The organism is Brevundimonas sp. SGAir0440, assembly GCF_005484585.1.
Classification (GTDB): Bacteria; Pseudomonadota; Alphaproteobacteria; order Caulobacterales; family Caulobacteraceae; genus Brevundimonas.
Window position 1 is genome coordinate 1,326,786 of sequence record NZ_CP039435.1, and the last position, 22,035, is coordinate 1,348,820.

22 protein-coding genes and 1 riboswitch are annotated in these 22,035 nt (G+C 67.6%); of the genes, 7 read left to right on the plus strand and 15 right to left on the minus strand.

Going from position 1 to position 22,035, the window contains the following annotated elements; translation table 11 throughout:
- Positions 1-7: 7 nt before the first annotated feature.
- Positions 8-1,120: a glycine cleavage system aminomethyltransferase GcvT gene (gene gcvT / locus E7T10_RS06460; RefSeq protein WP_137721172.1), complete on the minus strand. Its 1,113-nt coding sequence runs from the start codon at positions 1,118-1,120 to the stop codon at positions 8-10.
- Positions 1,121-1,263: 143 nt separating this feature from the next.
- A riboswitch (glycine riboswitch) is annotated at positions 1,264-1,361 on the minus strand.
- A gap of 105 nt (positions 1,362-1,466) precedes the next feature.
- Between gcvT and E7T10_RS06465 the strand changes: the two genes are divergently transcribed.
- The 3 genes from E7T10_RS06465 to E7T10_RS06475 all read left to right on the plus strand — a co-directional run bounded on the left by E7T10_RS06465 (position 1,467) and on the right by E7T10_RS06475 (position 4,221).
- Entirely contained in the window at positions 1,467-2,504 is a 1,038-nt protein-coding gene (locus E7T10_RS06465) for an alpha/beta hydrolase (protein ID WP_137721173.1), read from the plus strand.
- Between the two features lie 131 nt (positions 2,505-2,635).
- Positions 2,636-3,601, plus strand: a complete 966-nt coding sequence (locus tag E7T10_RS06470; RefSeq protein ID WP_137721174.1) for a class 1 fructose-bisphosphatase — start codon at positions 2,636-2,638, stop codon at positions 3,599-3,601.
- Positions 3,601-4,221, plus strand: coding sequence for a nicotinamidase (locus E7T10_RS06475; RefSeq protein ID WP_137721175.1), 621 nt, complete (start codon positions 3,601-3,603; stop codon positions 4,219-4,221). Before E7T10_RS06470 ends, E7T10_RS06475 begins: the two co-directional genes overlap by 1 nt.
- Positions 4,222-4,402: 181 nt before the next feature.
- Here the strand turns inward: E7T10_RS06475 and E7T10_RS06480 are convergent, their stop codons facing one another.
- The 9 genes from E7T10_RS06480 to xseA form a co-directional block, all read right to left on the minus strand.
- Complete coding sequence (locus E7T10_RS06480; protein WP_137721176.1) at positions 4,403-5,704, minus strand: type VI secretion protein ImpB; 1,302 nt, start codon at positions 5,702-5,704, stop codon at positions 4,403-4,405.
- A 44-nt stretch (positions 5,705-5,748) separates the two neighbouring features.
- Positions 5,749-6,069 (minus strand): hypothetical protein, encoded by a 321-nt coding sequence (locus tag E7T10_RS06485; RefSeq protein ID WP_137721177.1) that lies wholly within the window; start codon positions 6,067-6,069, stop codon positions 5,749-5,751.
- On the minus strand, positions 6,066-7,073 hold the full coding sequence (locus E7T10_RS06490; protein ID WP_137721178.1) for an adenosine deaminase: 1,008 nt from the start codon (positions 7,071-7,073) through the stop codon (positions 6,066-6,068). Before E7T10_RS06490 ends, E7T10_RS06485 begins: the two co-directional genes overlap by 4 nt.
- 36 nt (positions 7,074-7,109) lie before the next feature.
- On the minus strand, positions 7,110-8,912 hold the full coding sequence (argS, locus tag E7T10_RS06495; protein ID WP_137721179.1) for an arginine--tRNA ligase: 1,803 nt from the start codon (positions 8,910-8,912) through the stop codon (positions 7,110-7,112).
- On the minus strand, positions 8,912-9,598 hold the full coding sequence (locus tag E7T10_RS06500) for a Tat pathway signal sequence domain protein (protein WP_137721180.1): 687 nt from the start codon (positions 9,596-9,598) through the stop codon (positions 8,912-8,914). Before E7T10_RS06500 ends, argS begins: the two co-directional genes overlap by 1 nt.
- A gap of 120 nt (positions 9,599-9,718) precedes the next feature.
- Positions 9,719-10,162, minus strand: coding sequence for a PaaI family thioesterase (locus E7T10_RS06505; protein WP_137721181.1), 444 nt, complete (start codon positions 10,160-10,162; stop codon positions 9,719-9,721).
- A 74-nt stretch (positions 10,163-10,236) separates the two neighbouring features.
- On the minus strand, positions 10,237-10,803 hold the full coding sequence (locus tag E7T10_RS06510) for a DUF3035 domain-containing protein (RefSeq protein WP_017505319.1): 567 nt from the start codon (positions 10,801-10,803) through the stop codon (positions 10,237-10,239).
- Between the two features lie 71 nt (positions 10,804-10,874).
- On the minus strand, positions 10,875-11,381 hold the full coding sequence (gene lspA / locus E7T10_RS06515; protein ID WP_055753290.1) for a signal peptidase II: 507 nt from the start codon (positions 11,379-11,381) through the stop codon (positions 10,875-10,877).
- Positions 11,382-11,445: 64 nt separating this feature from the next.
- The gene (gene xseA, locus E7T10_RS06520; protein WP_137721182.1) at positions 11,446-13,041 is read right to left on the minus strand and encodes an exodeoxyribonuclease VII large subunit; all 1,596 of its coding nucleotides are present in this window, start codon (positions 13,039-13,041) and stop codon (positions 11,446-11,448) included.
- Positions 13,042-13,106: 65 nt separating this feature from the next.
- Here xseA and E7T10_RS15710 point away from each other — a divergent pair, with 65 nt between their 5' ends.
- The 3 genes from E7T10_RS15710 to purD all read left to right on the plus strand — a co-directional run bounded on the left by E7T10_RS15710 (position 13,107) and on the right by purD (position 15,064).
- Positions 13,107-13,268, plus strand: coding sequence for a hypothetical protein (locus tag E7T10_RS15710; RefSeq protein WP_165115848.1), 162 nt, complete (start codon positions 13,107-13,109; stop codon positions 13,266-13,268).
- Positions 13,269-13,284: 16 nt separating this feature from the next.
- Complete coding sequence (locus E7T10_RS15715; RefSeq protein ID WP_168189901.1) at positions 13,285-13,716, plus strand: hypothetical protein; 432 nt, start codon at positions 13,285-13,287, stop codon at positions 13,714-13,716.
- Between the two features lie 73 nt (positions 13,717-13,789).
- Positions 13,790-15,064 (plus strand): phosphoribosylamine--glycine ligase, encoded by a 1,275-nt coding sequence (gene purD, locus E7T10_RS06530; protein WP_137721183.1) that lies wholly within the window; start codon positions 13,790-13,792, stop codon positions 15,062-15,064.
- A gap of 3 nt (positions 15,065-15,067) precedes the next feature.
- Here the strand turns inward: purD and E7T10_RS06535 are convergent, their stop codons facing one another.
- Positions 15,068-15,760: a murein L,D-transpeptidase catalytic domain family protein gene (locus E7T10_RS06535; protein ID WP_137721184.1), complete on the minus strand. Its 693-nt coding sequence runs from the start codon at positions 15,758-15,760 to the stop codon at positions 15,068-15,070.
- Positions 15,761-15,874: 114 nt separating this feature from the next.
- Between E7T10_RS06535 and E7T10_RS06540 the strand changes: the two genes are divergently transcribed.
- Positions 15,875-17,200, plus strand: a complete 1,326-nt coding sequence (locus E7T10_RS06540) for an amidohydrolase family protein (protein ID WP_137721185.1) — start codon at positions 15,875-15,877, stop codon at positions 17,198-17,200.
- Here E7T10_RS06540 and lpxK read toward each other — a convergent pair.
- Genes lpxK through E7T10_RS06560 form a run of 4 tightly spaced genes read right to left on the minus strand, consistent with a single transcriptional unit; the run spans position 17,185 to position 22,010 of the window.
- Entirely contained in the window at positions 17,185-18,201 is a 1,017-nt protein-coding gene (gene lpxK, locus E7T10_RS06545) for a tetraacyldisaccharide 4'-kinase (RefSeq protein ID WP_137722578.1), read from the minus strand. The two genes, E7T10_RS06540 and lpxK, sit on opposite strands and share 16 nt — an antisense overlap.
- A complete protein-coding gene (locus tag E7T10_RS06550; protein ID WP_137721186.1) occupies positions 18,198-19,490 on the minus strand; it encodes a 3-deoxy-D-manno-octulosonic acid transferase in 1,293 nt (430 codons plus the stop codon). The genes lpxK and E7T10_RS06550 overlap by 4 nt, the downstream gene beginning before the upstream one ends.
- Positions 19,491-19,500: 10 nt before the next feature.
- Positions 19,501-20,184 (minus strand): lysophospholipid acyltransferase family protein, encoded by a 684-nt coding sequence (locus E7T10_RS06555; RefSeq protein WP_137721187.1) that lies wholly within the window; start codon positions 20,182-20,184, stop codon positions 19,501-19,503.
- Positions 20,181-22,010: an ABC transporter ATP-binding protein gene (locus E7T10_RS06560; protein ID WP_137721188.1), complete on the minus strand. Its 1,830-nt coding sequence runs from the start codon at positions 22,008-22,010 to the stop codon at positions 20,181-20,183. The genes E7T10_RS06555 and E7T10_RS06560 overlap by 4 nt, the downstream gene beginning before the upstream one ends.
- Positions 22,011-22,035: the final 25 nt, after the last annotated feature.

The window sequence follows — 22,035 nt, forward strand, 5'->3', positions numbered from 1 at the left end:
TGATCTCTCAGGCTTTGGGTTTGCGGTAATAGCGTTGGGCCACGAAGGGCATGGCGACGACTTCGGCGGCGGCGGTCTTGCCACGCACGATGACCTTCAGCGCCGTGCCCAAGGCGGCATGGGCCGGCGGGACGTAGCCCATGGCGATGTTCTTGCCCAAGGTGGGGGAGGGGCCGCCCGAGGTGACCTTGCCGATCACATTACCGTCGGCGTCGGCGATTTCGGCGCCTTCACGGGCCGGGGCGCCTTCCTGGACGACCAGACCGACGCGAACGCGGGCGGGGCCCTCGGACAATTCCTTGAGGATCCGGTCTGCGCCGGCGAAATCGGCGCGTTCTTTGCGCGACTTGGACAGGGCGAAGGTCAGGGCGCCTTCGACCGGCGAAGTGGTCGGGTCGATGTCGTGGCCGTGCAGCGGCAGGCCCGCTTCCAGCCGCAAGCTGTCGCGGGCGCCCAGGCCGATCGGCTTGACGCGGGCGTCTTCCAAGATCGTGTTCCAGATGCGCTCGGCCTGGTCCGCCGGGACCGAAATCTCATAGCCGTCTTCGCCGGTGTAGCCCGAGCGAGACACATAGCAGTCGGCGCCGAACAGCATCAGACGGGCGCATTCCATGAAGCCCATTTCGGCCAGGATCGGCTCGTGCGCGGCCATGACCTCGGCGGCTTCCGGCCCCTGGATGGCGATCAGCGCGCGGTCCAGCACCGTCAGCTTGGCGTCGCCTTCAAGGTTGGCTTCCCAGAAGGCGAAGTCCTCGTCCTTGTTGCCGGCGTTGACGACGACGAAGAGGCCGTCGTGATCCGGCCGTCCGGCCATCAGGTCGTCGATGATGCCGCCGTCTTTGTTCAGCAGCAGCGAATACTTCTGTTTGCCGGCCTTCAGGATCGCGTAATCGCCGGGCACGAAACGCTCGAACTGGGAGGTCGCATCCTCGCCGGTGATCTTGCACTGGCCCATGTGGGAGACGTCGAACAGGCCGGCGTGTTCCCGCGTCCAACGGTGCTCGGCCAGAACGCCTTCGTACTGGACCGGCATGTCATAGCCGCCGAACCCCACCATGCGGGCGCCCAGCGCGCGGTGCGCGGCGTTCAAAGGCGTGGTCTTCACGGTCTGGTCGGTCATGGTTCAGGCTTTCACGGTCGCGTGTTGTGGCGGAGCTCCGCCGTCCTCGCGCCCCCGCTGTCCTGAAGCCTGAGAGATTCCGGCGACCAAATCATGTCGCCTTGCTCCGTCGGCGCGCCCGAATGGGCGACTTTCCAGCGTCCGTATGCTTCGCGGTCCGTTTGCCTGAGCGTTTCCGGGGCGGTTGCGCCTTCGGCGTCGAACCCTGTTTCCAGCGCCCGATCTCTCCCGCGAGAGCCTGCGACCTAAGGCATCGACTCAAGCGCCAAGTCAAGCGGGCCGGGAACAAGGATGCGCGCGGCGGGTTGTCGTTGCGGACCCCGAAACCAGACCCAGGAATGCTAAAATGTCCATTATAGACAAGCTGTTCGGCGACAACGACAAGCCGCGCGACACGCCCGCCAAGGCCGATGGCCCGATGCAGAAGGTGCTGGACGAACTGGCGTCTCTCGGCGGCAAGCCGATCGAGACCCTGTCGCCCGAGGAGGCTCGCCAGCAACCGACCCCGACCGACGCAGTGAAATCGCTGCTGCGCAAAGACGGCAAGGACCCCAGCGACGACATGGGCGTCAAGACCAGCGACATCACCATTCCCGGCGCCGCCGGCCCCATTCAGGCGCGCATCTACAAGCCGCACGACCATTCCGAAGACAAGCTGCACCCGGTCGTCGTCTATTTCCACGGCGGCGGCTTCGTGATCGCGGATCTGGACGTCTATGACGGCGGCCCGCGCGGCGTGTCCAAGATGGCCGATGTGATCGTGGTCTCGGTCCATTATCGCCAGGCTCCGGAACACCATTTCCCCGCCGCCCACGACGACGCCCTGGCCGCTTATCGCTGGGTGCTGGAGAATGCGCAGACCTTCCGCGGAGACCCGCAGAAGGTGGCGGTCATGGGCGAAAGCGCAGGCGGCAACCTGGCCATCGGGGTGTCGATGATGGCGCGCGACGCCGGCCTGCCGGCGCCCAAACATCAGGTGCTGGTCTACCCGGTCGCCGGCGTGGACATGAACAATGAGTCCTACGTCGAGAACGCCGACGCCAAGCCGCTGAACAAGCCGATGATGAAGTGGTTCGTGAAGCACATCTTCGCCAACGAGGCCGATGCTCAGGACCCGCGCATCAATATCGTCGAGAAGGCGAACCTGTCGGGCCTGCCCTCGACGACGGTGATCTGCGCCGAAATCGATCCGCTGCGCACCGAAGGCGAACGTCTGGCCGAAAAGCTGGAGCAGGCGGGCGTCGATGTGCGTCACAAGACCTTCCACGGCTCGACGCACGAGTTCTTCGGCATGGCGGCGGTCTTGCCGGATGCAGCGGCGGCCCAGACCTTCGCCGCCCACGAACTGAAACGGGCGTTCGGTACGGCGATCCTGCCGATCTGATCAACGACGTCGAAGGATAAGGAAGCGCCCCGGTTTCGCCGGGGCGTTTTCGTTGTCGCCTCGCCCCGCCGCCTTGCTCTGGGGCCTGTCCCCGGCCAAAACGGCGCAACGCCCAGAACCGGACCGACCGCATGACCCGCACACGCCTCGACGCCCATATCGCCGCCCTGGATGCGCCCGAGAGGCTGAAGACGGTTCTGGCCGTGGTCGCCGCCACCTGCGCGGACATCAGCAAGGTCGTCGCGGGCGGCGCCCTGGCCGGGGCGCTGGGCGCATCGGGACAGATCAATGTGCAGGACGAGGAGCAGAAGAAGCTCGACGTCATGACCAACGACATGCTGACCGAGGCCCTGCTGGCCAGCCCGGCCGTCGCCGGCGTCGCATCGGAAGAGATGGACGAGGTCCAGCCAGCCTCGAACCCGGCGGGCGACTATTTGGTGCTGTTCGACCCGCTGGACGGCTCGTCCAACATAGACATAAATGCGCCCGTCGGCACCATCGTCTCGGTGCTGAAGTCCGCGACGGCGACCCCGACCGAGGCCGATTTCATGCAGCCCGGCCGCAATCAGGTCGCCGCCCTCTATGCAGTCTATGGGCCGCAGACCATGCTGGTGCTGACGACCGGCGCGGGCGTGAAAGGGTTCACCCTGTCGAACGACGGCGAATGGATCCTGACCCACGACGACATCGCCATTTCGCCGGACACCAAGGAGTTCGCCATCAACATGTCAAACCTGCGCCACTGGGCCGAGCCGGTGCAGACCTATGTCGGCGATCTGCTGAAGGGCGAAGAGGGGCCGCGAGCCAAGAACTTCAACATGCGCTGGGTCGCGGCCATGGTGGCGGATGTTCACCGCATCCTGATGCGCGGCGGGGTCTTCCTCTATCCCTGGGACCGGCGCGAGCCGAACAAGCCGGGCAAGCTGCGTCTGATGTACGAAGGCAACCCCATGGCCTTCCTGGTCGAGCAGGCGGGCGGCAAGGCGACGACGGATGGTCGTCAGGCCATTCTGGACGTGCAGCCCGAGCATCTGCACCAGCGCATCCCCGTCGCGCTCGGCTCGGCCAACGAGATCGACGTCTACGCAGGCGTGTGATGAGCGACGCCCTTCTGGTCATCGATCCGCAGAACGACTTCTGCGAAGGCGGCCGTCTGGCTGTGGCGGGCGGCGCGGGGATCATGCCGCTGATCAACCGGCTGTCGGCCCGGTTCGACCGCGTGATCGTGACGCAGGACTGGCATACGCCAGACCAGATTTCTTTCGCCTCCAACCACCCCGGCGCGGCGCCCTTTACCGAGATCGAGGTGGCCTACGGTCGCCAGATGCTGTGGCCGGATCATTGTCTTCAGGGCACGCCTGGCGCCGACTTCCATCCTGATGCAGCGCCGACGGTCGACAAGGCCATGGCCGTGATCCGCAAGGGCTATAGTTCGGTGGTCGACAGCTATTCCGGCTTCTTCGAGAACGATCACCGCACCCCGACGGGACTGGCCGGCCTATTGCGCGAACTGGGCGTGACACGCGTCTTCCTGTGCGGTCTGGCCTTCGACTACTGCGTCCGCTTCACCGCCGAGGACGCGGTTCGCGAAGGGTTCCAAGCCGTGGTGATCGCCGACGCCAGTCGGGCCATCGCGCCGCAAACCGAGGCGGCGGCCCGAGACAGTTTTCGGGCCTTGGGCGTGACGGAAGTTAGGGCCGAAACCTTACTCGGCTAACCCCTTCCTTTCGTCATTCCGGGCGAAGCGCAGCGAAGACCCGGAACCCAGCGGCGCGCGAGAGCGCGAACCTGTCGCATATGAGATGGTCAAACATCGTGCGGCGGAGGGATTTCGCCTGCGGCGCCGCTGGGTCCTCCGGTCTCGCTACGCTCCCCGGAGGATGACGAAAGTGGGTGATTTACTCCCAGAAATCCTCGGCCTCGGGGATGCGGGTGAAGGCGATCTTGGCGCCGATATAGTCGGGCAGACCGGCCTTCGGGCCGATGCTGACGGTGTCCTTGCCATAGCGGCGGTTCAGCGCATCCAGCGCCTGGGACAGGCGCAGGGACGGGGCGTCGCCGTCCTGATCCGGGCCGGCGGCGAACAGGTCCGTCTCGAAGGCGTCGCGGGATTTCAGGCCATGCACCCCAACCCCGACATAGCTCAGGCGTCCCGCCTCCAGTTCAGGCTCGACCTTGCGCCACAGGCTGTCGAGCGCGGCCAGAAGGGCGAAGGTGTCCTGTGTCGGCGCGATGGGACAACTCATCGCCGCCGTTTCCCAGCCGCGACGACCGCTTCGGGGCGTCGCCTTCGGCCCCATGTCCAGATGCAGGGTCAGGCTGGCGCCGGTCAGGCCCATGCGCCGCAGGCGCGCTCCGCACTTGACCACCAGCCGCCGCGCCACGGCCCGCGCCTTGTCCGGGGTCCGCATGGCCTGGGCCAGGACGTGGCTGTGGCTGATCGAGGCGGGCGGTTTCTCGGGCGTCGGCTCGCTGTCCAGACCGTGCAGGCCGCGCCAGATGCGTTCGCCCTCGATGCTGTTCCAGACCGCGCGGGCCTGTTTTGCGCTCATGTTCCAAAGGCCGGCCGTGTCGGTGACGCCCGCCGCCTGCAACCGGATCTGCATGCGCGAGCCGATGCCCGGATATTTTGACAGCGGCAGGTCCAGCAAGGGGCCGGGCAGCTCGTTGGCCCGCAGCACCGTCAGGCCGGCCGGCTTCTGCATGCCGCAGGCGGTCTTGGCCAGGAACCGCGACGGCGCCAGCCCGACGGACGACCGCAGACAGTCGCCGACGTTTTGCAGGATGCCCGCCTGAATCCGTCGGGCCAGGGCGACGGCGTTCGCCTCCAGCCGTTCCGGACCCAGAAGTTCGCAGGAACATTCGTCGATGGAGCCGACCTTCCAAACCGGAACATGGCGGTCGATCTCGGCCATGATCTGCTGGTGGATTTTGACGTAGAGGTCGGGGCGCGCCTCGGCGACGATCAGGTCGGGGCACAGTTTGCGCGCCTCGGACACCCGCATCCCGGTATGAACGCCCCAGGCCTTGCTCTCATAGCTGGCGGCGATGGCGCCGGTGTATTCGCTCTCGGCTGGCCGCACGATGACCGGCTTGCCCCGCCAGTCCGGGTTCATCTGCTGTTCGACGCTGGCGAAGAAGGCGTTCAGATCGACGAACAGCCAGCGTAGGTTCGCATCATCTGTGTGGTCCCGCTCCATCGCCGGAACATAACAGGAACACGAAGCGATCTAAAGGGCGTCGATCACCAGATAATCAGGCTTACGAAGAATGCAGCGAGGAGGGCGGCGGCCAGAACAAAAGCCACCCGCGCGACTTTCACGCAACGCGTTATGAAGCGGCTTTTGTAATGACGGTGGGCGTCGGAAAAGATCGTCCTGAACGACGGCCCTATGCCGAAGTAGAAGACATTTTTCGAGAAGTCGTAGAAGTCCGGGGTCTTCCGTGGAACGAGCCCGTTTCGCCTTCTGTGGTCAGCCGCAAGATGCGCGCCCATGCTGCTGATCATGCCTGTCGCCAAGCTGAACCAGCCAGCGATGGCGAGAGCGGCTTGAGCGGTATTCATCCCTGCGCATAGGCCTCCACCTCAGCTAGGTAGGCCGCCTTCTCCGCCTCGCCCAGGAACGAGCCTTCGAAGCTGTTCTTCGCCAGTTGCGTCACCTGATCGCGTGTCAGGCCGACGGCCTCGGCCAGCCGGCTGTAGTTGTCGTTCACATAGCCGCCGAAATAGGACGGGTCGTCCGAGTTCAGGGTGACGTGCAGACCCCGGCGCAGCATCTCGGGGACGGGATGGTGCTTCAGGTCATCGACCACGCACAGCTTCAGATTCGACAGAGGGCAGACGGTCAGGGTCATCTGCTCGGTGGCCAGCCGCTGCACCAGCGCCTCGTCCTCCATGGAGCGATTGCCGTGGTCCATCCGGTCGATGTTCAGCAGGTCCAGCGCCTCATGAACATAGGCGGGCGGGCCTTCCTCACCCGCGTGGGCGCACAGTTTCAGGCCCAGCTCCCGCGCGGCGGCGAAGACGCGCTGGAACTTGGACGGCGGATGGCCGACCTCCGACGAGTCCAGACCCACCCCGATGAAGTGGTGCAGATAGGGTTTGGCGGCCTCTAACGTCGCAAAGGCCTCGTCCTCGGTCAGGTGGCGCAGGAAGCTAAGGATCAGACCGCTGGAAACGTCCAGCTCCGCCTTGGCCCTGTCCATGCCTGCGATCAGACCCTCGACCACCACGCCGAACGGCACGCCGCGGTCGGTATGGGTCTGGGGGTCGAAGAAGATTTCGGCGTGGCGCACATTGTCCGCCGCCGCGCGCTGGAAATAGGCGAAGGCCAGATCCTCGAAATCCTGCCGCGTTAGCAGGACGGCGGCCCCCGCGTAATAGATGTCCAGAAAGTCCTGCAGGTTAGAGAAATCATAGGCCGCCCTGACCGCCTCGACGCTGTCGTAGGGAATGAACACGCCGTTGCGCTGCGCCAGTTCGAACATCAGCTCGGGTTCCAGCGAGCCCTCGATGTGCAGATGCAGTTCGGCCTTGGGCAAGCCGGCGATATAGGCGTCGAGCGACATGGGCGATCTCCGGGAGGATGTCGCCCTGTCTATACCCTACATCCGCTCCGGCGTGTCGATGCCCAGCAGGTTCAACGCGATTTCAAGCTGGCGCAGAGCCGCCGCCGACAGAGCCAGGCGCGAACGTTTAGTCGCTTCGTCCGGCGCGATCAGCACGGGGCAGGCGGCGTAGAACTTCGAGAAGGACTGGGCCACCCGATAGGCGTGTTCCGCGACCAGATGCGGCATCCGCTTGTCGTAGGCGTCCGACACGGCCGTCGAAAAGGCGTCCAGCGTCAGGGCCAGATCGCGCTCCGCCGGTTCGGCGATGACAATGGCGCCGGGCGTCAATCCCTGTTCAGCGCCCTTGCGCAGCAGGGATTTGATGCGGACCGATTGATACAACAAATAGGGCCCGGTCTTGCCCTCGAAGCTCATGAAGCGGTCGAGATCGAAGACGTAGCTGGTGGTGCGCGCGTTCGACAGGTCGGCGAATTTGAGGGCCGCGATGGCCACCTTGTGCGCGATGGCCTCGAACTCTTCCGGCGACAGGTCGTCGCCCAACTTGGCCTCGTGCAGACGCTCGCGCGCCTTTTCGGTCGCCTGATCGATCAGGTCACGCAGCTTCAGCACCCCGCCCGCGCGGGTCTTGAAGGGCTTGCCGTCCTGTCCGTTCATCGTGCCGAAGCCCAGATGCTCCAGCGCGCCCTCTTCGGCGTAACCGGCCAGATATGCGGCGCGGAAGACCTGCTCGAAATGCTCGGCCTGGCGTTCGTCGACGACATAGAGGGCCAGGTCGGGCGAAAGGGCCTTCTTGCGGTCCAGGATCGTGGCCAAGTCGGTCGTTCCGTACATGGCCGAACCTTCCGAGCTGATGACCAGCAGGGGCGGAGGCGAGGGGGCCTCGATCACCGAGCCATCGGCCAGCTTTTTCTTGCGCGTCTCGCCGGGCTTAGCGACGTGAACCACCTGGGCGCCGTCGTCCTCGACCAGCAGGCCGGTCTCTTTCAGGTGCGCCAGCATTTCCGGCATTTGCGGATCGGCGTCGCTTTCGCCGTTCCACAGGTCGAAATCGACCGACAGGTCGCCGTATTCGCGCTTCAGCGCCTCACGGCTGACCGCCACAAAATGCTGCCAGAGCGCGCGGTAGCCGGGACGTCCGTTCTGAAGTTCCGCCGTCGCCTTGCGGGCGCGATCGCGGAAGGCCGGATCCTCCTTGGCCTTGCCGGCGGCCTGCGGATAAAGGCGGTCCAGATCGGCCAGGGTGACCGGCCTTTCGGCCGGGAAGGGGCCGTCGCCTTCAGCCATGAAGGCATCGGCCAGACCCTCGTCGCCGCAGGCGACGATCAGCAGGCCCATCTGGAAGCCCCAGTCGCCGAAGTGGGCGTCGCCGGTGACGTGGTCGCCGCGGAAGCGGAACAACCGCTTCAGGCTCTCGCCGATGATGGCGCTGCGCAAATGGCCGACGTGCATCGGCTTGGCGACGTTGGGACCGCCGTAGTCGATGACAACCTGGCGCGGTTCGGCCACAGTCGCGGCGCCCGCGTGGTCTGCGTCGTTCGCCACCTCGGTCGTCCGTTCGGCCAGCAGGGCGTCGGAGAGCTTCAGATTGATGAAGCCAGGTCCGGCGACCTCGACCGAGGCGAAGCGCACGTCCGCGCTCAGCCGCTCGGCGATCCTGCCGGCCAGTTCGCGCGGATTGGTTTTCAGCGCCTTGGCGGCGGCGAGCGCGCCATTCGACTGGAAATCGGCCAGGTCGGGGCGGTCCGACGGGGTGACGCGGGCCAGGGCCGCATCCACGCCTTCGGCGGCGAAGGCGGCGGCGACCGCTTCGCTGAGGACGGTCTTCAGATCAGACATTATTGGCTCGGTGCGGAGGCAGGCGCGGGGGCGGCCGGCGTCGTGCCGGCGTTGACGCGGAAGCGGCTGCCCGAGCGATTGAACTCGGCCATTTCCGGCGTCACGTCGAAACCGACCAGGATTTCGAAGTTGCTGCCGCTGGTTTCGATGCCGGCGCGCGGAATGACGATGGTGCGCTTTTCAGTCACCGAGGCGGTGCGCTGGCCTTCGAAGTTCACCGGCAGGTCGAAATATTCCTTGGACAGGATGGCGTTGTTCCGCTCCGTCACCGCGATCCAGTAGCGGTAGGTGCGCTGTTCGCCCGCCGCCTGCGGACCACGGCCCAGGTTGAACAGCACGTCCATGTCGACGCGAATCGGATCAGCCTCGCGATATTCGCAGTCCGAGGCGATGCCCTCGATCTCGCCGGTGTAGCCGACGTTGGCCACGGCGGCGCGGCCGCCTTCCAGTTCGACGAAGCGGGCGGCGTCGTAGAGGATTTTCACATAGGGGCAGGGGCCGGCGTTGGCGCGGCGACGCAAGGGCGCAATGCGCGGCGCGCGCGACGGCGCGGCGTCTTCACCCGAAGCCTGCTGCTGTTGCCCGCCGCGCTCGCGTTGACGCTGGGAGGTCTGGGCCTCGGCGGCGACGGGCAGGACGGAGGCCGCGATGGAGAGGGCGGCCAGGGCGGTGAACACGCGACGCATCAGCTTATTTTTCCGACAGCGAGAGAGGGCGCACGACGATCGGCGGCCGATCATCAACGCTCGCCGCTGATAGCGGCTAAAGCGAGGCGCGGCAAACGCTTGCTGGCCTCGGCGCTCCCCTCAGCGCTCCATGACCAGGCAGGTCGAGGTCGCGGTCGCATAGAGCTTGCCGTCCAGGCCGCGCAGATCGGCCTCCGAGAAAGCTGCGCGGCGACCGGCCTGAACGATCCGGCCCTCGGCCCGAACGGGCGTGCCGGCGGTCAGCGCCTTGTGAAAAACCGTCTTCAGTTCCAGCGTCGTATAGGTTTGGCCCGGCCGAAGCGTGGAATGCACGACGCAGCCGCAGGCCGAGTCGAGCACCGTCGAGATCCAGCCGCCGTGGACCGTGCCCAGCGGATTATAGACGGCGATGGTGGGGATGGCCTCGAACACCACCCGGCCTTCTTCCACTTCGGTCAGTTCAAAGCCGACGGTGCGGGCGATGGGGGCGATGAAGCCGCCCGTCATGCCCAGACGCAGTTGATCGATCCCGGACAGGGCGGCGATATCGACGGTTTCGGTCATGCAAACGGCTCCTGATCAGGTCCGTTTACAATAAGGACGGACGCCGCCGTGGCAAGCGTCCGTCGTAGCGGTCCTTAAAGGCCCGGCAGTTTGAAGCCGTTGCTGCGACGCGGTTGGATCGTGATGGCCTGCTGGCCGCCGGTCAGAGCCTGAAGGCGGGCTGCCTCGGTCGAGGCGTCGATGGTCTTCTGGCCTTCGGCGGTCTGGCGGACCGTCGGGGCCTGGGTCGAGGCGTCGTCCTTGCGCCAGAACATCAGGCGGTTGGCGAAGCTTTCGTCCTTGTGCGCCAGATCGCCGAACTCGTCATCGACGACATAGCGGGCCAGCGGGTCGGCCTGGTCGCCGCCGGCCTGGGCCACCAGAACCTGTTCGCCTGGCGTGCGGGTGACGGCCTGACGCTGACCCAGAAGGATCTGACGCGCGGCGCTTTCGGGGGCCAGTTCCTGCGGGCGCGGCTGGCCCGGCGCGGGCGGACGCAGGCCGTATTCCGGCGGAATGCTGAGCGGGGCGGTCGAGACGGTGACGAACTCGTCCGGCACCACCTTGGTCAGGCCGATGCCCTGTTTGATGCTGCCGCAGGCCGAGACGGCGAGCGCGGAGGAGGCGACGAGGGTCAGGACGGCGACACTGCGGATACGCATGGTTTCAGGCTCTGGTCGGCTGATGCAGGAAGCGCCGCGATGGCGCAGTCGGCATAGTGAAGACGGGGTGATTACGACTTTTCGGGGGCCGCGCCAACCTTCACAGGCTTGTCAGACACCAGACTGTCGATAATCAGCAGCACCACGCCGATGGTGATGGCGCTGTCGGCGATGTTGAACACCCAGGGAAAGACGCCGGTGCCCGAGAAGTCGATGAAGTCGACCACATAGCCGAAGCGGATGCGGTCGATCACATTGCCCAGGGCCCCGCCCATGACAAAGCCGATGGCGGTGATCAGCAGGCGCCGGTTCGACTGCGTCGCCCACCAGGCCAGGCCGGCTGAGACGACGATGGAGAAGATGGCCAGGCCCCAGCGCGCTTCGCCGCCGCCGAACAGGCCGAAGCTGACGCCGGTGTTCTCGACCCAGCTGAAGTTCAAGATCGGCGGGAAGACGGGGATGCGGCCGACCTCCTGCAACGACAGGCCGCTGATGATCCAGGCCTTGGTAAGCTGATCCAGGACGATGATCAGTAGGGCGAACACATAGGCGGTGACGGCGAGGCGCGTGATCTTCATGCGGCGCCGTTAGCAGGAAGCGGCGCCGGGGCGAAGCGGAAAACGCGGATCATATCCGCCGCCTTCAGAACAGGCTGCCCTGATCGGCGGCGGACGGCTTCGGCTTGGCCGCCGGACGCGGCGGGGACGGACGGAATTCGCCGCCGTCGATCGTCGCCGGCTGAACGCCATCGCCGAACACCAGCCGGACCGCCTGACCCGCCTCCAGCGCCTTGGCCGAGGTGATCCAGGCGCCGTCTGGATCTTCCACGCGGGCGAAGCCGGGTTTGGGACGGCCGGGGTCCAGGGTCGTCAACGCGCGCGACAGCGCCGTCAGGCTATCGACTTCGCGCTCAAGCCGGCGCGGCAGGACGCCGTCCAGTCGCGCGCCGACGGCTTCAAGCCGGGCCTGACGCTGGTCCAGCCGTCGATGCAGCGGTTCGGGCGACAGCCGCCCAGAGACCTGCAACAGCCGCCGCTCCCCGCGCGCCACGCCGGCCTGAAGCGCGGCGCCCAGCCGGTCGCCCGCGCCCCGCAGCCCGTCCTGACCTCGCTCGATCCGCGTGCGCAGCAGGGCCGGGCTCAGCTTGCCGCCCGTCACCGCCAGATGCCGCTCGTGCAGGGCGACGTTGCGTTGCAGGCCCGATCCCAGCCGGCTCGAAACATGGTCCAGCCGTTGTTGCGCCAGAGCCAGCAGGTCCTCCGGCCGCGCCGGCAGGCCGCGCGCCACGGCCCGCAGGCGCGTGCGTCGATCCTCGATCAGCCGTCCACCCGCTTGCACCATGCGCCGGTCCATGTCCGCAACGGCGTAGCGCAGGTCCGCCAGCACCGGCGTCGCCATTTCTGCCGCGCCCGTCGGGGTCGGCGCCCGGCGATCCGACACGAAGTCGATCAGGGTGGTGTCGGTTTCGTGCCCCACGGCCGAGATGATTGGAATGCGCGCCGCCGCCACGGTCCGGGCCAGGCCTTCGTCGTTGAAGCACCACAGATCCTCGACCGACCCGCCGCCGCGCGCGACGATCAGCAGGTCCGGGCGAGGGACCGGCCCGTCGGGCGTCATCCCGTCAAAGCCGCGAATGGCGTTCGACACCTGACCGCAGGCCGAATCGCCCTGAACGACCACAGGCCAGACGATGACGCGACAGGGCCAGCGTTCGGCGATCCGGTGCAGCACGTCGCGGATCACCGCGCCAGTCGGGCTGGTGATCACGCCGATGGTCGCGGGAAAGGCGGGCAAGGGCTTCTTGCGCCCCGGCTCGAACAAACCTTCCTCACGCAGGCGGACCTTCAGCCGCTCCAGCTGGGCCAGCAGGGCGCCGGCGCCGGCCGCCTCCATGCTCTCGATCACGATCTGATAGGACGACCGCGCCGGATAGGAGGTGATCTTGCCGGTGACGATGACCTCAAGCCCCGCCTCGGGCTGGACGCCCAGGCCGCGCGCCGACCCCTTCCACACCACGCCGTCGATGGCCGATTTGTCGTCCTTCAGCGTCAGATAGACGTGGCCCGAGGCGTGGCGGTTGACCTTGGAGACCTCGCCGCGCAGCCGCACGTGGCCGAACCGGTCTTCCAGCGTGCGCTTCAGCGCGAACGACAGCTCCGAGATCGACAGGGGCGGATTGTTGTCACGAGGGGCTGGGACCTCGGCCGGGCCTTCGAATACGTAGGAGTCGTCGCTCATGGGGCCCACCCTAGCCTGCGTCGATCCGTCCGGGAACGCTGCGCGCGCCCTATCGTTCGACTTTCATGGCCGCCGACCCGCCCGGAACCGATCCTTCTGACCGTGACCCGCACGAGCGCGATTTGTCGCGCCGCGCCGGGGGCGGCGGCGCCATGAGCCCATGGCTGATCATCGGCTGCATCATCCTGCTGGGGCTGGGCGTCTATGTCGTCTCGGCCCTGCTCTAACGCCCAAGGAGGTCGTATGGACCGCTTCGTCCCGCTCGCCGCCATTCTTTGCCTGGCCGGCGGCGTCGTCGCCTGCACGGATCGTGACGACGATGTGGTCCAGGCCCCTGCGCCGGGCGCAGCGCCCGTGGCCTTGCCGGACCAGCAGGCCGATGCCGCCGCCTCGAACGCCGCCTTGGCCTTCAATATGACCCGCGACCAGCTGGAGGACGCGGACCTGTACTCGCGCGCCAACGTCGATCTGGGCGATGTCGAAACCCTGGTGCTGGACGCCTCGGGCGCCCTGACCCATCTGGTCGTAGAGTTGGAAGGGCCGGGCGACATGAAGGTGCGGGTTCCGATCGCGGACGTGTCTCCGATCGACCGCAACGGCGACCGGGATCTGGTCACCGATCTGACACCGGGTCAGCTTCAGGCCCTGCCGGCCTGGACCCCGCCGGCGCGCTGATCGGACGCTGAATGCGGCGTTAAGTCTGACGGGCGCTTGACCGGCCGGCGCCGGCCGGTCATTGCCCGATCTCATGAACATTCTTCTCGTCGGATCGGGCGGCCGCGAACACGCCCTGGCCTGGAAGATCGCCCAGTCGCCGCTGGTCACGCGCCTGGTGGCGGCGCCCGGCAACCCCGGCATCGAGAAGCTATGCGAGCTGCGCGCCGTCAAGGCGGACGACGCCGACGGCCTGGCCGCCCTGGCCAGAGAGATCAAGGCCGACCTGGTCGTCGTGGGGCCCGAGGTGGCGCTGGCCGCCGGTCTGGCCGACCGCCTGGCTTCGGCCGGCATTCCCTGCTTCGGGCCGACCGCCAAGGCGGCGCAGCTGGAAACCTCCAAGGCCTTTTCGAAGGGCTTTCTCGAACGTCACGAGATCCCCACCGCCGGTTACGGCGTCTATGACACGGTCAAGGACGCCAAGGCGGCGCTGGACGTGTTCCGGCCGCCCTATGTGATCAAGGCTGACGGCTTGGCCGCCGGCAAGGGCGTGGCCATCAGCCCCGACCGCCCCGACGCCGAGGCCGAAATCGAGCGCATGCTGGGCGGTCGGTTCGGCGCGGCCGGCGCCCGCGTCGTGATCGAGGAGTTCATGGACGGCGAGGAGGGCTCGCTGTTCGCCCTGTGCGACGGTCAACGCGCCCTGCTGTTCGGCGGCGCCCAGGACCACAAGCGCGCCTTCGACGGCGACCTTGGCCCCAACACCGGCGGCATGGGCGCCTATTCGCCCGCGCCCGTCTTCACGCCCGAGTTGGTGCAGCAGGCCGACGCGCTGATCGTCCAGCCGACGATCCGCAAGATGGCCGAAGAGGGCGCGCCCTATCGCGGCGTCCTCTACGCCGGCCTGATGGCGACCCAGGACGGCCCCAAGGTGGTCGAGTTCAACGCCCGCTTCGGCGACCCGGAATGCCAGGTGCTGATGATGCGGATGGCGGGCGACATCGTCCCCTATCTGTTGGGCTGCGCGCGCGGCGATGTCTCGGGACTGGCTTCGCCCGCCTTCAAGCCTCAGACAGTGATCTGCGTGGTCATGGCGGCCAAGGGCTATCCCGACAGCCCGCTGGAAGGCTCGATCATCCGCGGCGCCGATCAGGACTTCGGCCCCCACGTCCAGGTCTTCCACGCCGGGACCAAGCGCCGCGACGACGGCTTGCTGGCCGCGTCCGGCGGGCGCGTCCTGAACGTCTGCGCCGAGGGCGACGACATCGCCCAGGCCCGCGAACGCGCCTATGCCGCCATCAAGAAGATCGACTGGCCGGGCGGCTTCAATCGCTCCGACATCGGCTGGCGGGCGCTGGAGCGGGGCTGAAGCCTAGGCCGCCGCGAACAGCAGTCGGCCTTCGCCCATGCGTTCACGCAAGGCCGGCAGGTCGGTGTGGGCGACCGAGAAACAGCCGTAGCTGCGACCCAGCTTGCCTTCGCGCGCCAGGAAGTCGGGATCGGCATAGTCCGCGCCGTGGACGATGATGGCCCGCTCGCGCGCCTTGTCGTTGGAATATTCCAGCCCGTCCAGCAGCACATTCGGCCCCTGTTGCGCGCCCCAGTTGGCGCCCGCCGTCGCATAGGCGCCGATCGAGGACATGTTGGAATCCGGCGTGTTGGAAAAGCGCCGGGCATAGCCGGTGTGGCTGGGGTCCGATCCCCGGCCGTGGCAGGTGCGCAGGACCTTCACTTCACCCGCGATCAAATCGACTTCGTACAGCCGCTCCTCGCCCGAGAACTTCTGGAAATCGACCAGATACATCCGGTCGCGCAGAGGCAGGCGGTGATGGTGGGTGTCCAGCGCGGTCATGGCGCGCTCCATCAGCTCCTTGCGAACGTGACCACGCGGATCCAGCGGCGGCGGCGTCAGGGCGGAGGTCTGGACCGTGGGCAGACCGACCTGCGGCATGGCGATAGGAGTTCCGTTCTGGGCCGTCGTCAGCGGCGCCGTAGCGCTCGCGCTGGCGCATCCCGCCAACATGGCCGATCCGCCCAGAATAAGTCCTCGTCTCGATAGCCGCATGCGACGCCCTCGTTGCGGTTGGTCTTGAGGCGTGTTTGTTTCAGTTGGTTACGGGCGAGGCAACCTAAGCCTTGTGGGGCATTTTTGCGGCCGACGCGTCGCGGGGAGAGATCGATGAAACGTTTCGGAATCGTGCTGGCGGCGCTGATAGCGTCGGCGGCAAGCGCCCATGCGCAGCAAATCCCCGTGGCCACAGGCGTTTCGGCGCAACCCGGAACAACGTTCATTGAAGCCGGAAGGTTGCTTGCGGATCCGTCGAACGGCGTTGTGCAGCGCGATAAAACTCTCGTGATCAGGGGGAACCAAGTCGTCGAAGTGCGCGACGGCTTCGTCGGCGATGCCTCTCAGGGCAAGGTCGTGGACCTGCGCCAGGCCTTTGTCCTGCCCGGCCTGATCGACAGCCACGTCCATCTGACGAGCCAGCAGAACCCGAACGCACGCCTTGAAGAGGTGACGCTTTCGGACGCGGACCAGGCGATGGTCGGCGCCCGCTATGCGCGTCGCACCCTGATGGCCGGCTTTACGACGGTGGCGGATCTGGGCGCCTCGAACCAGGCCATCTTCGCCCTGCGAAACGCCGTGAAGAACGGCTACGTGCCGGGACCGCGCATCATTGCGGCGGGGTCGTCGGTGTCGATCCACGGAGGCCATGGCGACATCAACGGCTATCGCGAGGACGTCATGCACCTGTTGTCGTCCGAAAGCATATGCTCGGGGCCTGAGGACTGCATGCGGGCCGTGCGCACCCAGGTTCGCGCCGGCGCCGACATCATCAAGATCACCGCGACGGGCGGCGTGCTGTCCAACACCGCCGCCGGCCTGAACCAGCAGTTCAGCGACGACGAACTGTCCGCCATCGTCGGCAGCGCCCACCGCATGGGCCGCCAGGTGACGGCGCACGCCCACGGGGTCGACGGCATCAACGCCTTCTTGCGGGCCGGCGGCGATTCCATCGAGCACGGCACCTATCTGGACGATCAGTCGATCCGCCTGTTCAAGTCAAACGGCGCCTGGCTGATCCCGACCCTGCTGGCTGGGGACTTCGTGGCGCGCATCGCCTCGGGACCCGACAACTTCTTCACCCCCGCCCAGACGGCCAAGGCGCTGGAGGCGGGTCCCAAGATGCTGGACATGGCGCGCCGCGCGCATGAGGGTGGGGTCAAGATCGCCTTCGGCACCGACTCGGGGGTTTCGGCCCACGGCGACAACGCCCAGGAATTCGCCCTTCTGGTCCGCGCCGGCCTGAGCCCGCTCGAGGCCATCCAGGCCGCCACCGTCGGCGCCGCCGAACACCTGCGCATCGCCAACGAGGCCGGCAAGATCGCCGTGGGCATGCCCGCCGACATCGTCGCCGTCTCGGGCGATCCGCTGACGGACGTGACCGAGCTGGAGCGGATGAAGTTCGTGATGAAGTCCGGCGTCGTCTATCGCGCCGACTGAATCCTGTCGTTCAGGAAGGCGGCGAAAGCCGCCTCGTCTTCGAACCGGGCGACCACCGGCCAGGCGACGACGCCCTTGCGCTGCTCGGGCGTCAGCCGGACCCAGTCCTTCTCCGTCGTGACCAGGCGGGCGTCGAACACCGCAGCCCGGTCCGTCAGGAACGTCATGTCGGCGGCGCTATAGGCCGCGTGGTCGGGGAAGGGGACGAAGTCGACCAGGTCGCAGCCCGCCGCCTTCAGCGACCGCTCGACCTTCCAGGGCTTGGCGATGCCGGCGAACCCGACCTGGGGGCCCGGCGGCGGCGGCCCCTCGGGCGTCAGGCGCGCGACGAAGACGGGCAGGGCGCCGAAGATCGCCAGCAGTTCGGGATCGGCCTCTTTGACATCGGTCGGCAGCATGAGCACGATGGCGTCGGCGCGCGCCAGGCCGGCCTTCAGCGGCTCGCGCATCGGGCCTGAAGGGAAAACCGAACCGTCGCCGAACGGCCATTCGTCGCCGCGCGTTTCGCCGTCCACGACGATCAGGCTGACGGTCTTTTTCAGGGCCGGGTTCTGATGGCCGTCGTCCAGCACAAGGGCCTGCGCGCCGTCTGCGACGGCGGCCCTGGCGCCCGCCACACGATCGCGCGCAATCCAGACCGGCGACCCTTGCGCCAGCATCAGGGGTTCGTCCCCGACATCGTCGGCCGTATGGATTTGAGGATCGACCCGGACCGGCCCTTCCAGCCGCCCGCCATAGCCGCGCGACAGGCCTTGCGCCTCCCCCCCCGCCGCCCGCAGCAGCCGCAGGGTTTCGCGCGCGACCGGCGTCTTGCCCGATCCGCCGACCGTCAGATTGCCGACCGAGATGACCGCGCAGCCGGGGTCGGCCGGGACCGCTTTGGCGATCCGGCGCGCCGTCACGGCGGCCCAGACCCAGCCCAGCGGTTTCAGCGCCGTTCGCGTCATCCGGGCGTGGTTGCTGTCGCGCACATACCACCAGCGCGGCGTGTTCAGCTTCATCGCCGGCCCTGCCTCTGCGGCATCAGCGGCGACAGCAGCGCCCACAGTCGCTCCAACCCGCCTCCAGCCTCGACCGCCGCGCGACGCCCGCGTTCGCCCATGGCCTTGGCCGCGTTCAGGTCTTCTAGCAGCGGCTCGATCACGCCGGGCAGGTCGGACGGCGCCTGAACCAGGGCCAGGGCCCCCGCCTCGACTAGGGCCGCCGTCACCGGCGCCCAGTTGGACGCATCCGGCCCCGTGATCGTCGGCTTGCCCAGCCGCGCCGGCTCCAGCGGATTGTGCCCACCGACAGGCGGCAGGCCGATGGCGGGCGCGAACGAGCCACCCATCACCACCACATCGGCGAGGCGCAGGAACAGGCCCATCTCGTTCAGGGTGTCGGCCAGATAAATGTCGGTGTCCGGCCCGATCGTCTCGCCGCGCGAACGCATGGCGAAGGCATAGCCGTCGCGTTGCAGGGCCTGGGCGATGTGCGCCCCCCGCTCGGGATGGCGTGGCGTCAGGATCAGGCAGACACGCTCGCTCAGATGGTCAAGCGCGCGCACGATGGTGATCTCTTCGCCCTCATGGGTGCTGGCGGCGACGATCACCGGCCGGTCGCCGATGGCGGCGCTCAAACGGCTGAAGGCGGCGGGGTCGTGGGGCAGGGCGTCTCCCGACAGTTTCAGGTTCACCAGCCCGTCGATCCGCGCGCCCATGCCCTCCAGCCGCTGGGCCGAGACGGCATCCTGCGGCAGCACCAGATCAAAGGCGCCGGTCAGCGCCCGCGCCGAGGCCGGAAACCGCGCCCAGCCCTCCACCGTCTTCTCGGTGATCCGGGCGCTGACCAGGGCCAGTTTCACGCCCCGCCGCTGCGCCTCCAGCAACAGATTGGGCCACAGTTCGCTCTCGACGAAGACTGCAAGGCTTGGCCGCCAATGGTCCAGGAACCGCTCGACCACGCCCGGCGCGTCGACCGGCGTATACTGGTGGATCACGCCTGTCGGCAGCCGTTCGGCCAAAATATGGGCCGAGGTCACGGTGCTGGAGGTGACCAGAACGGTGAGGTCCGGCCGCGCCTTCGTCAGCCGCTCGACCACGGGCAGCAGCGACAGGCTCTCGCCCACGCTGACGCCGTGCAGCCAAACCAGATCGCCTGCGGGGCGCGGGGTGCGGGTGAAGCCCATCCGCTCGTCCACCCGCACCGGGTCTTCCTTGCCCCGCCTGGCGCGCGCATCCAGCAGGCGCGGGGCTAGCGGCTCCAGCGCGCGCGTCGCCAGCCGATAGGCGATCAGCGGCAAAGGCGTCACGGCTGCGTCCTCACGGCTTCAGGCCCGTGATCGCATCGGCGCGTGCTTCGACGGCGTTCAGCCGCGCGGTCCAGTCGACGACGACATCGGCCATGTCCGCGTCAGCAGGATAGTCGGCGCGGTCCCACACGATGGCGCCCTTGCCGAAGGGCAGGGGCAGCACGGCCCGGTCCCAGCTGTCCAGACGGATCGCGGGATTGCACGACATGCCGATGAACAGCACCGGCGCCTTGGACAACTTCGCCATCAGGGGCAGGCCCTCGGCCATGACATTGGCCGGGCCGCGCGGCCCGTCCGGCGTGATGGCCAAGGCGCCGACCTTCAGCTGTTTCAATCCGTCACGCAGCGCCTGGGTGCCGCCCTTGGCCTTCTCGGCCTTGTCCTTGTTGGCCGAGGATCCGCGCACGGCAGGAAAGCCCTGACGCGCCACCGCCTTGGCGATGAACTCGCCGTCGGCCGAAAGGGAGATCAGCGCCTTGGCCGGCTGCGCCCGGTCCAGCGGCCAGCATGACGGCGACAGGCCGATCCGCGAATGCCAGAACACGCACAGCACCCCGCCGCCCTGCGTCCAGACGGCCTCAGCAGCCTGCTGGTTTTCGTGCGTCCAGCGGATGGTGGAAAAGCAGAACTGCATCCACTTCGCCAGCGTCCAGGCCAGGGCCGACTGGACCGCCGGATTGCGAAGCGGCCTCATGCGACCGTCTCGACGCTGGGCGCGGCGCCGTCCAGCGACTGCTGACGCGCCAAGCGGGAATACAGGCCGCCTCTGGCGACCAGGGCGTTGTGCGAGCCTTCCTCGACCACGCGCCCGGCCTCGATCACATAGATGCGGTCGGCGTTCCGGACGGTCGACAGGCGGTGGGCGATCATCAGCGTGGCGCGCCCCTGCATCAGCCGCTCCAGCGCCGCCTGGACCAGGGCCTCGCTCTCGGTGTCCAGGGCGCTGGTGGCCTCGTCCAGCAGCAGGATCGGCGCATCCTTGACGAAGGCGCGGGCGATGGCGATCCGCTGGCGCTGACCGCCGGACAGACGTAGGCCGGCCTCGCCCGCGCGGGTCGCATACCCTTCAGGCAGGGCCGTGATGAAGTCGTGGGCCGCGGCGGACCGCGCGGCGTCCTCGATCTGCGCCTGCGTCGCGCCCGGCCGACCATAGGCGATGTTGGCGGCGATGGTGTCGTCGAACAGGAAGGGTTCCTGCGTCACCAAGGCGATGTGGTCGCGCAGGTCTTGGATGCGAAGCGCCCGCACGTCCGCGCCGTTGATCGTCACCGCCCCGCCGGTCACATCATAGAAGCGCGGCAACAGGCTCAGAATCGTGCTCTTGCCGCCGCCCGACGGCCCGACCAGGGCCACTGTCTCGCCCGGCGCGACCCGCAGGGAGACCGCGTCCAGCGTCGGCGCATCGGTCCCGGCGTAGGCGAAGGACACATCGTCCAGCACGACCTCGACCGGCCCGGCGGCCAGCGGCGCGGCGTCGGCCGCCTCACGGATTTCAGGCTGGATGTCCAAGGCGCCGAAGAGCCGGCGCGCGGCGGTGAAACCCTCGCTCATCACCGTGGCCAGGTTGGTCACCTGACGTAGGGCTTGGCCGGCGGCCAGCAGCATGCCGATGAAGGCGGCGAACCCGCCCACCGTCATGTCGCCCGACTGCGCCCGCCACCCGGCGTAGGCCATGACGGCGGCGACGACGATATAGGCGACCAGATCGCTCGACGGACCGGCGAAGGCGCGGGCGTTGGCGCCCTTGATGACGTGGCGCTGGCGACGGGCGACCACCTCGGCGACGCGGTCTTGTTCGGCGGCCTCGCGGTTCTCGATCTTGATCAGACGAACCCCGTCCAGGTTCTCCATCAGGGCAGTCGACAGGTTTTCGGTCTCGGCCATCGCGCCGACGGCGGCCTTGCGCGTCTTGCGCCCGAACCGGCGAAGCACCAGCGCCACCAGCGGCACGCCCAGCAGCACGACGATCGTCAGCTGCCAGTCGATGAAGCCCATGTAGATCAGCACCGCGATCAGCGTCAGCAGGTTCTGGGTGTAGTTGACCACGCCCGAGGTGAAGGCCTCGCGCACCATATTGGCGTCGAACAGGACGGAGGAGACGAAACCACCCGAATGCTGGCTGCGTAGGCGCGCCAGATCGGCGCGGATCATGGCCCCGAACAGGCGGATCTGGATGTCGCCGACAATGGTGTGACCCAGCCGGTTGACAAGGGCCGCCTGACCCAGCGCGGCCAGGGTCCGTGCAATGGCGACAGTCAGGATGGCGACCGGGATCCAGACGACGGCCTTGTCCGCCGGAAAGGTCACCAGGCCGAACAGGCTGATCGGCCTGGTCCCGCCCAGGAACAGACCGTTGACGGCCGGCTCCAGCAGCTTCAGCAGCGCCGCCGTCAGCAGGCCGGTCACTGCCGCACACAGGACCGACAGGATCAGCGATCCCTTGTGCTTGGACAGATAGTCGCGCCAAATCCGCGCCAGCAGGGCGCGCAGCGGCATGGTTTCGGAGGCGGCGACGGTCATCGGCTCTCGGTCGTCCGAGCCGCCC

Coding starts and splice junctions, on each gene's coding strand:
- gcvT (WP_137721172.1), bottom strand. CDS start 1,120: ATGACCGACCAGACCGTGAAGACCACGCCTTTGAACGCCGCGCACCGC.
- E7T10_RS06465 (WP_137721173.1), top strand. CDS start 1,467: ATGTCCATTATAGACAAGCTGTTCGGCGACAACGACAAGCCGCGCGAC.
- E7T10_RS06470 (WP_137721174.1), top strand. CDS start 2,636: ATGACCCGCACACGCCTCGACGCCCATATCGCCGCCCTGGATGCGCCC.
- E7T10_RS06475 (WP_137721175.1), top strand. CDS start 3,601: ATGAGCGACGCCCTTCTGGTCATCGATCCGCAGAACGACTTCTGCGAA.
- E7T10_RS06480 (WP_137721176.1), bottom strand. CDS start 5,704: ATGGAGCGGGACCACACAGATGATGCGAACCTACGCTGGCTGTTCGTC.
- E7T10_RS06485 (WP_137721177.1), bottom strand. CDS start 6,069: ATGAATACCGCTCAAGCCGCTCTCGCCATCGCTGGCTGGTTCAGCTTG.
- E7T10_RS06490 (WP_137721178.1), bottom strand. CDS start 7,073: ATGTCGCTCGACGCCTATATCGCCGGCTTGCCCAAGGCCGAACTGCAT.
- argS (WP_137721179.1), bottom strand. CDS start 8,912: ATGTCTGATCTGAAGACCGTCCTCAGCGAAGCGGTCGCCGCCGCCTTC.
- E7T10_RS06500 (WP_137721180.1), bottom strand. CDS start 9,598: ATGCGTCGCGTGTTCACCGCCCTGGCCGCCCTCTCCATCGCGGCCTCC.
- E7T10_RS06505 (WP_137721181.1), bottom strand. CDS start 10,162: ATGACCGAAACCGTCGATATCGCCGCCCTGTCCGGGATCGATCAACTG.
- E7T10_RS06510 (WP_017505319.1), bottom strand. CDS start 10,803: ATGCGTATCCGCAGTGTCGCCGTCCTGACCCTCGTCGCCTCCTCCGCG.
- lspA (WP_055753290.1), bottom strand. CDS start 11,381: ATGAAGATCACGCGCCTCGCCGTCACCGCCTATGTGTTCGCCCTACTG.
- xseA (WP_137721182.1), bottom strand. CDS start 13,041: ATGAGCGACGACTCCTACGTATTCGAAGGCCCGGCCGAGGTCCCAGCC.
- E7T10_RS15710 (WP_165115848.1), top strand. CDS start 13,107: ATGGCCGCCGACCCGCCCGGAACCGATCCTTCTGACCGTGACCCGCAC.
- E7T10_RS15715 (WP_168189901.1), top strand. CDS start 13,285: ATGGACCGCTTCGTCCCGCTCGCCGCCATTCTTTGCCTGGCCGGCGGC.
- purD (WP_137721183.1), top strand. CDS start 13,790: ATGAACATTCTTCTCGTCGGATCGGGCGGCCGCGAACACGCCCTGGCC.
- E7T10_RS06535 (WP_137721184.1), bottom strand. CDS start 15,760: ATGCGGCTATCGAGACGAGGACTTATTCTGGGCGGATCGGCCATGTTG.
- E7T10_RS06540 (WP_137721185.1), top strand. CDS start 15,875: ATGAAACGTTTCGGAATCGTGCTGGCGGCGCTGATAGCGTCGGCGGCA.
- lpxK (WP_137722578.1), bottom strand. CDS start 18,201: ATGAAGCTGAACACGCCGCGCTGGTGGTATGTGCGCGACAGCAACCAC.
- E7T10_RS06555 (WP_137721187.1), bottom strand. CDS start 20,184: ATGAGGCCGCTTCGCAATCCGGCGGTCCAGTCGGCCCTGGCCTGGACG.
- E7T10_RS06560 (WP_137721188.1), bottom strand. CDS start 22,010: ATGACCGTCGCCGCCTCCGAAACCATGCCGCTGCGCGCCCTGCTGGCG.